Consider the following 14,691-nt stretch of genomic DNA (forward strand, 5'->3'; position numbering starts at 1 on the left):
TTATCAGCGGCTGAACAGGAGCGAATGGCACTACACCGCGCCGGGCAAGCCGATGCAAAATGGCTACGCGATTCCCTCAACGGCCGAATGCGAGACGAGCTGTTGAACGATGGCCTGTTCTTCGGCCTCGACCACGCCCGCAGTGCCACTGCCGAATGGAGGCAGGACCTAAATCCTGTTCATAACACTCATCTGTCTATGTCATTTGAGTGAATAGGTTTTGCTGATCTGGATGCGATCCCATGGGGTATTTTGGGTTTTGCCGCGCGCGATGAACGATGCGCTGAGCCGCCGGTTCGTCAAGCGTTGATCGGCTGAAGACCCATGGACCGTCCGGCAGAGGATGAACGCCTTCGATCGACGCGAGTCCACCGAAGGCGATGCAACGCGGCTCGCCATTGTCAAGCAGACCACGCCAGCAGGAATAGCGCGGAATGTTGTGCTTGGTTCCCGTGTAGCGGACCGTCAGCTCGCGGCCGCAGCGCCGGCAGCGGACAAGGTCGGCGAGCAGAGCGTCGCCATGCTTGGGCGCCCCGTGATGCCGGCTCGTGGGCACGTGGTCGCTCACCATCTTGCGGATCGCTTCCGCCTTTCCCAGCCGACGTAGCCTTCGTGTGCACCCGGAATCAGCGCCAGCATCTCGCGCCTTACGGCGGCTGCGCGAGCGAATGGCGGCATCTGCGCGGTCTGCGCGTCGTGCGGGTTGGAGAAGATCGAACTGATATGTCGTAGGCTGGCGCGGTATGGACCTCTCCCCGGTTCGCTTCGTGAGGACCCGATGCTGCGCCCGAATCCTCCAATTGCGATGGGGTGTGGGAATTGGCCGTCGGGTCCTGCAGCAGTGTCACCAAGACGCCAAGCGTTCTGGGATCGATATGTGGGGCAGGGCAATGCGCCACGCGGTGCAGACCGCGATCAAACATCCAGGCCGGAACTTCCAGCCACCGATCGGAGGCGTGGCGGGAGAGACTGCAGCGGAAAACCTCCCGGTCGGCGTTCTCGATCACCTCATGAACGTGAACACAACGCCCGGCCCAAGGATGCCACGGATAAAGAAACTTGCGTTCCTCGGTCCTGTGGGTGTTCTTTCCTGGTGTTGTTCAACACCGTGAGGCCGCATTCCTCGCTCGCTATTTGACCCCGGCGGTCTTCGCCGGAACCCTCGCCGCAACCGGCTCCGACGCTGCACTCAATGAAGGCTTCGCGCCTCCGCCCGTTGCTCAAACCGCGCCATAACAGAAACGGCCGAGGCTAATCGCCACTGGTTGAAAGTTCAGTGGCAGGTCAGAGGGTCTGGCTCGACGGCCTTAGCTTCAGGCTATCCGGCCAATCCCGGCGATCACCCAGCGACACGATGACTGACCAGTGCTCAGCGCCACCGCCGGAGCTGCAAAAAGAGTTGCGTATGATTGAGCGTTCGACCACGTTGCTGTCGATCTTGATATGGCCTCGTCCAGGATGCGCGAGAGGCGCTTCCCAGCGCGAGAGCGTGTAGGGGATCGCCGCTGTGAGCTTGGTCTTCTGACTGATTTGGCCGAGCTTCTCTAGCCGCCCTGGGTCCAGTGCCGTGATGGTTGAGCACTTTTTGCCTGCGTGCAGCAAGGCCTCGTTGGCCTCGGCTACGGATGTCATCCTCGATCTTTTAGAGTTCGCGGATCCTTCTTAGCGCCTCGATCGGGCGCGGCATGGCAGAAGGCGAGCGTGAAGCCGCTTTTCGTCGGCCAGCAAGCGATGGCCCGCTATAGCCGTCGACCTGCAAGTTCCGGTAGAGAGCCTGCGAGATGAGCGATCGCACGCTGGGCCTTTTCGGTCCGGCGCATAGACATAAGACGCCCGGCGGTCCGCTCCCTCCCTAATCAGTCATCGCGGGCATAAATCCAGAGTAGGCCTGTCTTCGTCTTGCCGACCCCGGAACGAGCACCGGCGCGGTCGTCGCACGTCGGCGAAGAGTTTTGGCGAGGACTTCGGTTTTGCTAAAGCAACCGTTCATGGACCAGACGTAGGTGCCAGTCCGGCGCGGCCGACTACCGGCGCTGCCAGCAGCCTGGGCAAGCGAACCAAATTGTAGCCCGCCAAGTTATGCCGCGCCCGCGGTGGCACATCCTCGCAGCTTGACCTTGGCCATGCCGTCTGAGGTCTTGACTGACCGAACCCTCCTCTGACCCCTTAGGGCAGTGCTGACTGAGATCATAGCCCGGATGGCGCTTCGTGCGGTCATCGATCGCTATACGCGAGGCTTGTTGCTTTCTGCTCAAATGGGCGTTGAAGGCAACGCGCGGCGTGATCTTGCTCTTTGCAGGTCCTTGACTGGCGCGTCCTAGGCTTCGCCAGCGCCAGTCGATGCGCCGTCGCGGCGTCTGCGGTCCAACATAGCGAGAGCGGCATCACGCTCGCCTGTGCCAGGCCTGGGTATGAAACTTTCCAGTCAAGCCGGATTGGCCAGCACCTGGGTGCATAACCAACCTGTTGTCGCGGCTTCATTAGCATGAGGTGCCCGGAAACGAAGATACGTATGGACCCCGCCCCGCTTTCCAATTGAGCCTAGGGGCTGCTGATTCCTTCTTCGCCAAGGGTCGTGAACGGCGTGATCGACCAATGGATTAGGTTGATGGGACGATGAGTGTCGCCTCGGTCGAGCAATGGTGGATGAAACTGCGATGACATGTCCGATAGGATCTCTGTAATCGCCCTGCCTGACGCCCTGCCTTCAGGTTTTCGACATAAAATTTCACCTCGGTCACACCTGATCTTAATGTCGCCAGCGATCTAATCCAGTGTGCCAGGAATGAGGTACCGTACGGCCGCACTGCGAGAATGCCTTCTTCGCAAATCCCAGTCCTCGCCGTGACTGCTAGGTGCAATACTGCAAGCCAGCTGAACCAATTGAGGATCTGTCCCCTCATCGAGGCGCGGATTGACTTGGATGACGACGGGTCCAGGCTTCGTCCACGGAGTTCAATGTTCGTTGGCCCAGCTGAGGCCGTGAGCTTGCAAGCAATTCTGTGACACGTTGACGATACGATCATGCTCGTCATTAGTCAGCAGGGTTGGTTGGACAATTCACCTCTCGGAAGAGGAAATGGGGTGGCCGGCCGAAGTCCGCCAGCGGCAATAGCAATGACCTCCTTTCCCATCTTGTTAGCGCCGCTGGTTGCAATGGCGCTTGGTACTGAAGACTTCAGTGCAGCTGTTGGCGGTGCCCCAGAACTCGACCTGCTTTTGACGCCGAACCTTTCCGTTCTGTTCCCCATGCGGCAGTCTCGGCTCGATAGGAAGCATCGGCGATTCTTAGACAATGATAACTTCGTGGGGCCGCAGGCGATCCATTTAAACATCGATGGGGCTTTTCACCAAGCGCACAAGAACTCGAGGGACCCGTCGTGTCCTCGCGGCGAAAAAGATGCGACGGCGCAAGGCAAAGGCGCGTTCACATTGGACGGGAAGATGGTCGATCTACCGGTTATTCGAAGGGTCCGAGAAATCATCTCCATGGATCAGGGCGCCGAGTTGGCCGGTTGAAGCCTCGGCGGGTTGGGTCCATTCTGGACACATAGGTTACGGTTTTGGTCAAACCACACTGAGATGACACGACAGTTAGGCGTCATGTCGCTCTGCAATTATTGCTGTCGCGCCATCACATTTCGAGATAGATTACATCATTGCAGTCCGCCCTCGGAAGAGTACCCGTGGAAATCAGGCAGTTAAGATACTTTGTTGGCGTGGTCGAAGCAGGCAGTTTCACGAAGGCCGCTGGCTTTCTGAATGTCGCCCAGAGTGCGCTGAGTCTGCATGTGCGCCAATTGGAGGAAGGCTTCGGCACTCAGCTGCTGATACGCGACAGGACCGGCGTGAGCGTGACGGCGTCAGGAGCCAAACTCCTGGAGCGGGCGCGGGCGATTCTCAAAGAAATTCGAATTACCGAGGTGGAATTGACCAACACAGCCGCTTCCCCCGCCGGGGAGGTGACTATTGGCATTCCGTCTGGAGCTGCTCGCGTCCTGAGCGGTCCGCTGCTTGAGACGGTAAGACACGAACTGCCCAAGGTGTCCCTCAAGATGGTCGAGGGTATGACGGGACCGCTAGAGGAATGGATGGCGGCTGGACGCTTCAATCTGGCGGTTCTGTACCGCACTGCGGACAGTGTGGGGCGAATGACTGTGCTAGCGCGCGAAGACCTTTGTCTGGTGGTTCCGTCCGGCGAGCCACCGTTTGAAGATGCGATATCTCTGGCCGACCTGCATGCATTCCCCCTGGCGGTTCCCATGCGCAACAACAATGTCAGGCGTTCGGTGGCTGATGTCGTCGCACAACACGGTTGCGCGATGGACGTCAAGTTTGAAGTGGACTCGCTCTCAACGATCATCAACATGGTCGTAGAGGGAAAAGCGCATTCTATTCTCGCCCCGTCTGCCGTTCAGAAAGAAGCCTCTCAAGGGCTGGTCCGGACGGTCAAGATAGTCGATCCGGTAATTACCCGCTCCGTGGTGCTTGCTGTAAATCCCAAAGATGAGCGTTCTGCGGCCGTTTCTGCGGTCCGCAAGCTCATTCCGAAGGTCGCCAGAGAATTGATTGAGAGCCGGGGCTGGGTAGCATCGGCTCCTGACGCGACCTGAGAACCATCGATCTGTAAACAACGGCATGACTTCCTTCCTGTCGGAACAGATCGATCTGGATTCCAGATGGATTTAGGCACTAATCGATATTTGACCCGCTGCGACCATCGCGATGAAACTGGCTCAAGCGAGCTCAGCGGCTTCGAAAATTGAAACGGCGCTCGCATGGCCAGAATCACAAGTGGAGCCCGCGATGTCCCACGCCAGGAGCTACGAGCTCTTCATTAATGGCAAATGGCGAGCCGGTGGTAGCCGAGCCACTTTGCCGGTGATCAACCCGGCGACGGAGAAGGTATTTGCCTCAGTGGCCTCGGCTACGGTTCCAGACTTGGATGAAGCTCTTGCTTCGGCAGAACGCAGCCGCAAGGCGTGGTCCTCACGCCCCGCCAAAGAGCGTGGCGAGATCCTCGTCTCTGCCGCCAGCAATCTGGCTGAGAAAGCTGGCGCCGCAGCCAGGGACCTGTCGTCCGAACAGGGAAAGACGATTGCCGAAGCAACAGGAGAGTACGCGCGCGCAGTCGAAACGCTGGAATGGAATGGCCGGCATGCCGATGAGTTGTCGACCCCGATTCCGTTGGGTCCGAACAGGATGATCGTCCCGGAGGCCCTCGGTGTCGTCGCTGCCTTTACGCCGTGGAACTATCCAGCCGTTCTCATCGCCCGCAAGCTCGCCCCCGCGCTGGCGGCAGGCTGCCCGGTGATCCTCAAAGGGGCCGAAGAGACGCCAAGCGTGGCTGTCCATGTCGTGGAATCTTTGCGTCAAGCAGGGATACCGGAAGGCGTGGTCAACCTGGTGTTCGGTGTTCCTGTGCATATATCACGGCATCTGCTCAGTTCGCCAATTGTCAAAGTCTTGACGTTCACGGGGTCGACCGCTGTTGGGAAACAGCTGGCCACACTGGCCGCGAATAATCTGCAGCGCTGCATCCTTGAGCTCGGTGGACATTCCCCGGTTATTGTGTGCGAAGATGCCGACCTGGCAACGGCGATACCGGCTATTTCGGAATACAAATTCGAGTGCGCGGGCCAGAGTTGTAATGCGCCCAGCAGGATTCTTGTCGCCCGATCCCGCTATGAGGAATTCCTGTTCCGGATGACGGAGGCGGTCCGAAAAATCAGGATCGGTCCACCGGATGACCCTGCAACGCAGATGGGTCCCATGGCAAACGCGCGGCGAATCGAGGCCATGCAACGCCTGACCAAAGATGCGGTAGAGGGCGGCGCCCAAATCGAGACCGGTGGCATCCCCCTTGACCGACCGGGGTTTTACTGGCCGCCAACCATCCTGACTGGCGTACCGAAGGAAGCGAGAGTGCTTCATGAAGAGCCGTTCGGACCAATTCTCACCGTGGCTCCTTTCGATACGATCGAAGAGGCGATCGATGAAGCCAACGCCACGGAGTACGGTCTGGCCGCCTACTTGTTTACTGGCGCGGCCGATACGCAACAGAGGCTTGTGGGCGGTCTTTCTGCGGGCGCTGTTAGTGTGAATTACCTGAAAGGGGTTTCCGCTGATGCCCCTTATGGAGGAGTCAAACAAAGCGGCTATGGATATGAAGGCGGCGAGCAGGGGGTGCGAAGCTTCCAGATTCTGAAAATGGTCAATGGCCTCGGTTCATTTGGATAAAATCCGGTGGGAAACAGAACACGGACCATGGCCGGTAGCGACATCACAAGGAGCGTCGCCGACGCCCTTCAGTACATCTCGTACTATCATCCTCCAGATTATATCCGGTCTCTTTCTCACGCATACACGCGAGAACAGAGCCCGTCGGCGAAGAATGCCATAGGTCAGATTCTGCTGAACTCCCGCATGGCGGCCTTTGGGCGGCGCCCGATTTGTCAGGACACCGGACTTGTGGTTGTCTTCGCAAAGGTCGGCATGGATGCCCGCATTAAGTCAACAGCCAGTTTCGCGGATCTTGTGAATGAGGGCGTACGTCAAGCCTATCTCGATCCGGACAATCCCCTTCGGGCATCGATCGTTGCGGATCCCCTCGCTAGACGGGTCAACACCCGCGACAACACACCGGCAGTTGTCCATGTCGACCTGGTGCAAGGTAACCAGATTGAGATCACCATCGCCGCGAAAGGCGGCGGGTCGGAGAACAAGGCACGTTTTACCACCCTCAATCCCACCGCCTCCGTTTCCGACTGGGTGGTCAATACCGTTTCGACCCTTGGCAGCGGGTGGTGTCCACCTGGACTGATCTCTGTCGGCATCGGTGGTAGCGCTGAAAAGGCGATGCTGCTGGCCAAGGAGGCCATGAACGAGCCCATAGATATGGCGGAACTGATCGCAAGGGGGGCGTCAAGCGCAGAAGAGGGGCTGCGGATTGAGCTTTATGAGCGGATCAACGCGCTTGGTATCGGCGCCCAAGGCCTTGGTGGTCTGACGACAGTCGTTGACGTCAAGGTTGCGACCTATCCTACTCATGCAGCGTCCAAGCCTGTGGCGCTCATCCCGCAATGCGCCGCCAACCGGCACCTGAAGTTTACTTTGGACGGCTCTGGACCCATCAGCCTCCAGCCGCCCGATTTGCGCGAATGGCCCGACATCGGAGCCGACGAATTGAACCCAGCCGGCGTCCGGCGGGTCAATTTAGATACGCTTACGAAGGAAGAGACGGCATCGTGGCGCTGCGGTGAAACGCTCCTGCTTTCTGGAAAGATGCTGACGGGCCGTGACGCTGCCCACAAACGAATGGTCGAACTGATTGATGCCGGCAAGCCGCTCCCAGTCGATCTGAGGGGCCGCGTGATCTACTACGTCGGTCCCGTCCGGGCAGTGAGGAATGAAGTCGTTGGACCCGCCGGTCCAACAACCTCCAGCCGCTTGGACGATTTTACGGACAAGGTGCTCGCCGAAACCGGCCTTTTCGCGATGGTGGGCAAAGCGGAGAGGGGACCGGCGGCCATCGCGTCGATTGTAAGACACAGAACGCCATACCTTGCTGCAGTGGGTGGCGCTGCGTACCTGATTTCAAAGTCGATTAAGGCGGCGCGGATTGTCGCCTTTGAAGACCTGGGCATGGAAGCCATCTATGAATTCGATGTGCAGGACATGCCCGTCGTCATGGCTGTCGATGTTGAGGGAAACTCCATTCACAATTCCGGGCCTCTTGAGTGGCGTAAGCGTATGGCAGCCGACAGCATCGCACGCAACATCGGTGTTTGAGTCTTTCCGGTTGGGCGATTTCGGCCAGACCCGAGCGCCAAATTATCGGGCAAGCCATAAGACGAGCGGCATTTGCGGTGCCCTGCGCCTCGGCGAGCCGGCCAAGCAAGGCCTTCAATTCACCCTAATAGTTGAATGTGCGAGTGAATACTGCATTGAGTATGCCGTCCATGCGATCGAGGGTCGAATGCAGTCGCGCGTCTATCAAGTACGGCAGCGAGATTCAAGAAAATCGGTTATCTATTTATCATGGTCTCCGCCGCCGCCGACTATTCTCTCCAGCTGCACCATTGCCCCGTTGGGCGTTGGGGCGATAGCCAAATTACTTCTGCAGCTTTTCTCAGCGGATCGCTCACCCTCAGCTGATTTTCGTACCCCATTCTGGCACATCTCGGGCCTGGAACGGATGCCTTCCACTGCTACATTCGCTCGTTTCAATTGATGATAGAATTGATCGGCACACAACGCGATGTCATCGCTGAGAGCATAGGTTATGAAGTCGAAACCCGATCCCGTGCAACTCGACAGTTGGGACCTGCGGATCCTCTCCGAAATTCAGGCAGACGGTCGGATTTCAAAAAGTGAGCTTGCAAAACGAGTTCATCTTTCGGCGTCCGCCTGTTCGGAGCGGCTCCGAGCACTCAAGGCCGCGGGGATTATTGAGGGATTTTATGCGCGGCTGAGTCCTGCCCTCATCGGCGGCATGATCTTTGTGATGGTGGAGGTCGTGCTGGATCGTCATCGTCTTGAGGACCAACGACACTTCGAAACTGCTATCCAAGACATTCCGGAAATCCTGGACTGCTGGGCAATTGGGGGGCGCGTGGATTATCTGATGCGGGTCGCATCTCGTTCTATGGCCGCCTATCAGGATTTCATGGAGGGACTGCTGCAGGCAGGCTTGGGGATTGATCAATACTATAGCCTTGTCGTCACGAAACCAGTGAAGTCCAATTCACCGATACCTTTGTCCGCCCTGAGGCAACGGTAACCCAAAAGCTAAGTTTCAACGGCGTTTGGCACGGATCCCGTAGATTCGTCGGCAAAAGGCACCCATTCCGACGAAACTCAAGGGACATTTGCGGTATACTAATTGCTGGAAAAAGGTGGCCGAGCGCTATCCGCCAGTTGATCGCGAGCAAGGACGATGCGCTTGAGCAATCTGGAACCGATCTATTCCAGGAGAGGATCGAAGCAGCCATCGGACGCACTTGCCCAGCACGGTTACGGCGAGAAGCCAAACCGGATCGTGCCTGGTTGAGGAGGCGTCCATATCTAAGATGCGAAGTGCCGAAAAATGCCTCTACCGCTACTTCAAGGGGGGAACTTTCGCCCTGGATTGGCGATCAGTGGCGATTGAGCTTAGTCGCGGTCAGCGCATCCGTGTAGGGGGCGAAATCTACAGCGAGGGTTTGGCAAGCCGACGGGTAGCGGGAGTGCAAGCTGGCCCGCTCGGCCTTGGCGACCAACCCGGCCCTCGACGCCTGCGGACATTCGGAGATCGCGTTTTTACGTCCTAAGTTCGTTGCTGTTCGAGATTAGGAGATCGTCTGTCCTGTTTGACATTGCTGGTCTCCGCAGCCTTCTAAGCGAGGAGCATGGCTGTGCCGGGATCGCGTAGGTGGGTGACAAGGCCGGTCACTCCTGCCACCCGACGTGGTCTTTGAGAAGGTGGAGGTTGCGCTACCGGCTGGAGAGCATGGTGCCAGTTTTCACAAGACAAGGGTCGCTTAATCGAATGGGCGTCAAGTTCATAGATTGCGAACAGATCATGGGGGGATTTGAATAGTGCTACTGACCGAGGCAGAGCTGAAAAGAGTTGCGAATGCCAGTCGAGGACATAGAGCCGCATCGATCGTTCTAAAGGAAGAGACGGCCGCAGCTACAGCCAGATCGTCATTCGACGTTTTTCTGTCACATTCTTTCAAGGACGCAGAGATCGTTCTCGGTGTGAAGCGAATTTTCGAGGAGCTTGGGTTCACTGCTTACGTAGATTGGGTCGAAGATTCACAACTGGACCGCACAAAAGTCTCCTCGGCCACCGCCGAGTTGCTGCGGACCCGTATGAGGCAGTCAAAGACGCTAATCTATGTGCATTCAAACAATTCTCCAGGATCCAGATGGATGCCTTGGGAGCTTGGCTTTTTCGATGGGTTTCGGACCGCGGTAGCGGTTCTGCCCGTGGCAAAAAATTCTTCGGAAACATTCTCCGGGCAAGAATTTTTGGGCCTATACCCTTACATTGATGGGACAGGACCTGCATTCCTGTTTATGAACAGAGGGACCGCGCCTCGCTCAAGAATAGGCTCTGTAAGCTCGACTGCTAACCTCACGTTTGCCAAATCCTGGCTTAAAGAATTTACCGCCACAAAATAGACTGGTGTGCTTCAAAAATGAAATATCCTGGACTCTATAATAGCGCCGACGTGGCATCCAACGAGCAGCAGGCGACGTTTCTGCGCCTGATCCGGGCAGAGTACGTTCTTCTTTTTTTAGCGTCGGTGCTCTCTTTGGACTTGTCGCCATCAAAAGCCTATTTCGGTGTCTATGCTGCGGTATTTCTTTGCTCAATGGGAGTCCTCATTTTCCGGTCGGTCACAAAGCCCGAGCAGGTCTGGTATCAGGCTCGAGCTCTGGCAGAGTCGGTGAAGACATTGACTTGGCGCTTCGCGATGCGAGCACAGCCGTTCGATGACGCGCGCGCCGCTGACGCCAGAGCTGATTTTCGAAAGCTCATGGAAGGTATCCTTGATAGCAATCGTCACCTTGGTAGCGCGTTGAGCGGCACCGATTCAGCATCCCCCCAAACAACCGACCAGATGATGTCGATAAGGGACTCCCCGCTAAAAGAAAGAAAAGACCTATATCTGCAGAGACGAATCTGCGACCAACGGAAGTGGTACGAGAAGAAGGCGCGCTCGAACAAGAGGTCCGCGAAAGTCTGGATGGGCCTTGGTATTTTTGCATACGCTCTGGGATTCTCGTTCATCGTAGTACGCATCGCTGACCCCGCGATGCCAGGCTGGCCGACCGAGCCGCTAATTGTCATCGCCGCCTCCCTTATTGGGTGGACCCAGATCAAGAAATTTAACGAATTGGCATCGGCTTACACGTTGACAGCTCACGAGATCGGCTTGACTGCCGACCTTATTACGGACGCCAACTCGGATGAGGCATTCTCCGCCGCGGTGAACGAAGCCGAACTGGCTTTCTCACGGGAGCACACCCAGTGGGTTGCTCGTCAAAACAACTAAGAGACAACAATGGCATACAGCGATCCGACCTATGTAATATTTGACGGCGATGAAGACGCTTGGGCATACCGCTTTATGAAAGGGTGGAACGCCAGCGAGAATGTGAGTTTTGAATTCGCGAACGCTCACGATCTGGACAATATGACGAGCCGAGCACAGGACGAAGATTATGTTAAACGCAATCTTCGCAACAGAATGAATGGATCGAGCCAGGTACTTGTCCTGATCGGTGAGAAGACGAAAAACCTTTTTCGCTTCGTGCGCTGGGAAATGGAATTGGCTCTTGATCTAGGTCTGCCGATAATCGCAGCAAACCTTAACGGCTCGCGGCAACAAGATGTGAGCTGTCCGCCTATCATCAGGGACAAATGTGTTGTGCACGTGCCGTTCAAGATGAAGGCCATCAAGCACGCGCTAGCCAATTGGCCGAGCGAATTTCATCGGCTTTCAAACGCTCAGCGTGGCGATGGCGCCAGGAGCTATGGCGAAAGCACCTATCGCGATCTCGGCTTATAATCGCCACCTAAAAGCACTTAGCCGCCCAAACATCCTCGCCATCCGCTGGCGGCGACTAGCCTTAGCAACGTCCGCCAGCGTGTTCCGAGCTTGCCGAGCGATGATAAGAAGAGCACGACGTCCGATTTGCTGAGTTTGGCTGAAAGCTGCAGGTCATGTGCAACCTATTAGAGGAGCCCCGCTCGAAGCGTCGGATCGTCAGACAAGATCATGTCGCGCGAGGGCGCTGGTTTCGCGAGGAAAAGGAGCGGCTGTTCGATGTTTGAGGCTTGATCCAGCGTTTCGAGACTGCACGAGCGGCCAGCATTGATGGAGGCAGCTTTTCAGGCCGCGCAATTCTGTCGGCTCGCCCCCTCCTGCGAGCCGCAGCTCGGCTCGCCCTGCGCAGCAACCACGAATTTGCGATCGCAAGAAAGGCAACACGCTGACGATAGAACTTGGCGGCGCTGGTCGGCTGCGAATCAAGATGTCAATGGCAAGGAGCTCTCGCCGCGCGTCTTTGCCGGGCCGAACCTTCTGGCTATGCTCCTTCGAGAAGTCTGCCGAGCACCAGCCGCCGCACCGCCAAAGCTATCAATATGCGCGAGGGCACGACCTCAGCCTCTCAGCGCTGGCCAACCAGGTTGGAGCCTGTGCCGCGGCACGGAACCCGCTGCCTGCTGATCGAGGCGAATGTGCTTTGCCCCTGATCACCTCATTACCACCCTTGGGAAGGGCAAGACCGATCCGGACCGTCAGAATGTAAGGGATGACCGGCAGTTCGGCGGAACATGGCCGCCGGCGCTCTATCGTGCCTCGCGCGGCCGGCGGGAACAGCGTCCCGAGCGCTATTCATCCGTCAATATCGCCCGCTAATCGGGCACTATGCTGGGCGCATGCGCGTCGTAAGCTGTTCGTGTTTGCAGGACGCGCCCCCGACCCTCGGCTAAGGCGAAGGTGACGCCTTAGTTTTCACGGCAATTCGGGCCGATCCCGCGAATTTCACGGCGAATAACCTGCATTCCCGAGAAACTCAAGGGACGTTTCCGGTATGCTATTTGCTAAACAGGTGGCTGGCCGAGTGCCCTCCGCCAATTTATCGCGAGGAGAGGGACATGCGCTTGAGCAATCTGGGAACCGAGCAACTCCGGGAGAAGGATAGAAGCTTCGTCTTCCATCCTTCTACGCATCTGGCCAAGCACAGCCGAGGCGAAACGCCAAATAGGATTATGGCCGGTGCGGAAGGCGTCTATATCTGGGACACCGAAGGCCGAAGGAGCCTCGACGGTTTCGGAGGACTCTACTGCGTCAACATGGGATATGGATGCACGGAGATCGCCGAGGCCATTGCCAGGCAAGCACACGAATTGCCGTTCGCGCACGTCTATGCCAGCCAAGGTACGGAGCCGGTCGCCCTGTTGGCAGAGGCCGTGGTCGAGTATTTCGGTCAGAACATGCGAAGGGTCTATTTCGGCCTCTCCGGTTCCGATGCCAACGAAACCAACATCAAGCTGGTCTGGTACTATAATAACATTCTTGGCCGGCCCGAAAAGAAAAAGATCATCTCGCGAAATCGCGGCTATCACGGGTCTGGATTGGTCACGGGTAGCCTAACTGGCCTTCCCTTCTTTCACAATTTCTTCGACCTGCCTCTGGATTTGGTGCGCCATACAACCACGCCGCACTATTACCGCCAGGCGCGTGTCGAGGAGAGCGAGGAAGCGTTCTCCCGGCGCTGTGCCGATGAGCTTGAAGCCTTGATCCTGGCCGAAGGACCGGAAACGGTTGCAGCTTTTATCGGAGAGCCGGTACTTGGGACAGGAGGTATTGTGCCGCCCCCCAAAGGGTACTGGACGTCCATTCAAGCGGTGCTCGACAAATACGATATCCTTCTAATCGCGGATGAAGTGGTCTGTGGCTTCGCGCGAACCGGCGAGAAGTTCGGTTCCCACCTGTATAACATGCGTCCGGATTTCGTGACCATCGCAAAGGGTTTGAGTTCCGCCTACCTCCCCATCTCCGGGTCAATCATTGGCGACCGTGTCTGGTCGGTTTTGGAACAAGGAACTGAGAAGCACGGCGCACTCGGCCACGGCTGGACATATTCGGGGCACACGCTTTGTGCCGCAGCCGCGCTCGCCAATATTCGACTGCTTAAAGAAAAAAATATTCTGGAGCATGTCCGCGATGTTGGACCGTATTGGCAAGACCGGATGAAGGCCGAGCTGGCGGGACATCCCATCGTTGGTGAAGTTCGCGGAGTGGGTATCCTGTCGGCCGTAGAGATGATGCGGGACCCAAAACAAAGGATACCATTCGAACCCGACCTTCAGGTCGGGGTGCGCACTGCAGCTGCTCTGTTTGAGAATGGTGTCATCGGACGGGCCATGCCGCATGGCGACATCCTCGGTTATGCCCCCCCCCTGATCATTACCCGAAAAGAGATCGACATCATTGTCGACGCGACGGTAAAGTCGGTCGATACCACCTATCGCGCGCTGAAGGCCGAGGGTGCCGTATGATTTTGCGATCGCGAAGGAGCGAGTCCGGAGGCAGGCATGTCCCTGCGCGCTACTGCGCCGAGCAGACCCAAAACTGTTGAATTCCAGATATCTGATCTTGAGCATGCTCCGGGCTATTTCAGTCACGATTTGTAACCGAATCAGTTCTGCCGCCGCTGTCCTGTTGCCCAACGACCAGGACCTCTGTGCGGCGCGCCCTGCGGGTGTACCTCCCCGCCGGCAGGGCGCCCTTTTTGACCCACGTAATCAGTATCATTATGGCCCGTGCGGGATCGAGGGTCTGGTAAAGGTCATCTGCACGTTCCGATGCAGATTGAGCTTAGACGTGCCCTTTACATCATTGCAGCGGGCCATAATCATTGCGGTGAATTTTATCACGTCAGGTATATAGAAGGACGATACTCACACGCCACCCCGTTCACAAGGAAAGGCATTTTAATATTGTTGAGACGATTTGCCTATCAAAGAAAAGAAAGCATCGCAACACTTCTTTGCGGATCACGGCGCCCCGGGTGGGGGATGAGCGGCTATCCGAATTGTTATGCTAATGCCGACCCAAATTCCTGCAAAAGCTGGGGTCAATGATGGCTTTTGGTCAGCGCAGGATGATTTCTCCTGATTTGGTCGGT

Annotated in this window: 10 protein-coding genes and 3 pseudogenes; 11 read left to right on the top strand and 2 right to left on the bottom strand. The window is 57.1% G+C overall.

All coding sequences use genetic code 11. The features are described from left to right. Positions 1-16 precede the first annotated feature (16 nt). Positions 17-141, top strand: a pseudogene (locus tag EN925_RS00060) (integrase core domain-containing protein); the annotation flags it as partial. A gap of 55 nt (positions 142-196) precedes the next feature. On the opposite strand, the gene EN925_RS40425 reads toward EN925_RS00060, so the two are convergent. After that, entirely contained in the window at positions 197-571 is a 375-nt protein-coding gene (locus EN925_RS40425) for a zinc ribbon domain-containing protein (protein WP_063169311.1), read from the bottom strand. A gap of 528 nt (positions 572-1,099) precedes the next feature. On the opposite strand from EN925_RS40425, the pseudogene EN925_RS40430 reads away from it, so the two are divergent. Next, a pseudogene (locus EN925_RS40430) lies at positions 1,100-1,236 on the top strand (IS3 family transposase); the annotation flags it as partial. Positions 1,237-1,284: 48 nt separating this feature from the next. Here EN925_RS40430 and EN925_RS00070 read toward each other — a convergent pair. After that, on the bottom strand, positions 1,285-1,632 hold the full coding sequence (locus tag EN925_RS00070; RefSeq protein ID WP_063169310.1) for a transposase: 348 nt from the start codon (positions 1,630-1,632) through the stop codon (positions 1,285-1,287). A 1,485-nt stretch (positions 1,633-3,117) separates the two neighbouring features. Here EN925_RS00070 and EN925_RS00075 point away from each other — a divergent pair. The 9 genes and pseudogenes from EN925_RS00075 (at position 3,118) to EN925_RS00115 (ending at position 14,062) form a co-directional block, all read left to right on the top strand. Continuing rightward, positions 3,118-3,519 carry a hypothetical protein gene (locus tag EN925_RS00075; RefSeq protein WP_063169309.1) on the top strand — a complete coding sequence of 134 codons (402 nt, stop codon included), beginning with the start codon at positions 3,118-3,120 and terminating at the stop codon, positions 3,517-3,519. A 167-nt stretch (positions 3,520-3,686) separates the two neighbouring features. Then, positions 3,687-4,613 (top strand): LysR family transcriptional regulator, encoded by a 927-nt coding sequence (locus EN925_RS00080; protein WP_063169308.1) that lies wholly within the window; start codon positions 3,687-3,689, stop codon positions 4,611-4,613. A 193-nt stretch (positions 4,614-4,806) separates the two neighbouring features. Further along, on the top strand, positions 4,807-6,240 hold the full coding sequence (locus tag EN925_RS00085) for an NAD-dependent succinate-semialdehyde dehydrogenase (RefSeq protein ID WP_063170369.1): 1,434 nt from the start codon (positions 4,807-4,809) through the stop codon (positions 6,238-6,240). A gap of 27 nt (positions 6,241-6,267) precedes the next feature. Next, positions 6,268-7,791 carry a fumarate hydratase gene (locus EN925_RS00090; protein ID WP_063169307.1) on the top strand — a complete coding sequence of 508 codons (1,524 nt, stop codon included), beginning with the start codon at positions 6,268-6,270 and terminating at the stop codon, positions 7,789-7,791. Between the two features lie 493 nt (positions 7,792-8,284). Next, a complete protein-coding gene (locus tag EN925_RS00095) occupies positions 8,285-8,782 on the top strand; it encodes an Lrp/AsnC family transcriptional regulator (RefSeq protein ID WP_063169306.1) in 498 nt (165 codons plus the stop codon). A gap of 1,402 nt (positions 8,783-10,184) precedes the next feature. Beyond that, positions 10,185-11,045, top strand: coding sequence for a DUF4231 domain-containing protein (locus EN925_RS00105; protein ID WP_063169305.1), 861 nt, complete (start codon positions 10,185-10,187; stop codon positions 11,043-11,045). 9 nt (positions 11,046-11,054) lie between these two features. Next, complete coding sequence (locus tag EN925_RS00110; protein ID WP_063169304.1) at positions 11,055-11,561, top strand: TIR domain-containing protein; 507 nt, start codon at positions 11,055-11,057, stop codon at positions 11,559-11,561. 483 nt (positions 11,562-12,044) lie between these two features. Next, positions 12,045-12,465 (top strand): annotated as a pseudogene (locus EN925_RS40435) (transposase); the annotation flags it as partial. Between the two features lie 190 nt (positions 12,466-12,655). After that, on the top strand, positions 12,656-14,062 hold the full coding sequence (locus EN925_RS00115) for an aminotransferase (protein WP_063169303.1): 1,407 nt from the start codon (positions 12,656-12,658) through the stop codon (positions 14,060-14,062). Positions 14,063-14,691 lie beyond the last annotated feature (629 nt).

The organism is Mesorhizobium sp. M7A.F.Ca.US.006.04.2.1, from assembly GCF_004022915.1.
GTDB classification, from domain to species: Bacteria; Pseudomonadota; Alphaproteobacteria; order Rhizobiales; family Rhizobiaceae; genus Mesorhizobium; species Mesorhizobium ciceri.

Bases quoted from the DNA above. Each gene is read 5' to 3' on its own strand.
- EN925_RS00095 (WP_063169306.1), top strand. From the start codon at position 8,285: ATGAAGTCGAAACCCGATCCCGTGCAACTCGACAGTTGGGACCTGCGG.
- EN925_RS00110 (WP_063169304.1), top strand. From the start codon at position 11,055: ATGGCATACAGCGATCCGACCTATGTAATATTTGACGGCGATGAAGAC.
- EN925_RS00085 (WP_063170369.1), top strand. From the start codon at position 4,807: ATGTCCCACGCCAGGAGCTACGAGCTCTTCATTAATGGCAAATGGCGA.
- EN925_RS00075 (WP_063169309.1), top strand. From the start codon at position 3,118: ATGACCTCCTTTCCCATCTTGTTAGCGCCGCTGGTTGCAATGGCGCTT.
- EN925_RS00090 (WP_063169307.1), top strand. From the start codon at position 6,268: ATGGCCGGTAGCGACATCACAAGGAGCGTCGCCGACGCCCTTCAGTAC.
- EN925_RS40425 (WP_063169311.1), bottom strand. From the start codon at position 571: ATGGTGAGCGACCACGTGCCCACGAGCCGGCATCACGGGGCGCCCAAG.
- EN925_RS00070 (WP_063169310.1), bottom strand. From the start codon at position 1,632: ATGACATCCGTAGCCGAGGCCAACGAGGCCTTGCTGCACGCAGGCAAA.
- EN925_RS00105 (WP_063169305.1), top strand. From the start codon at position 10,185: ATGAAATATCCTGGACTCTATAATAGCGCCGACGTGGCATCCAACGAG.
- EN925_RS00115 (WP_063169303.1), top strand. From the start codon at position 12,656: ATGCGCTTGAGCAATCTGGGAACCGAGCAACTCCGGGAGAAGGATAGA.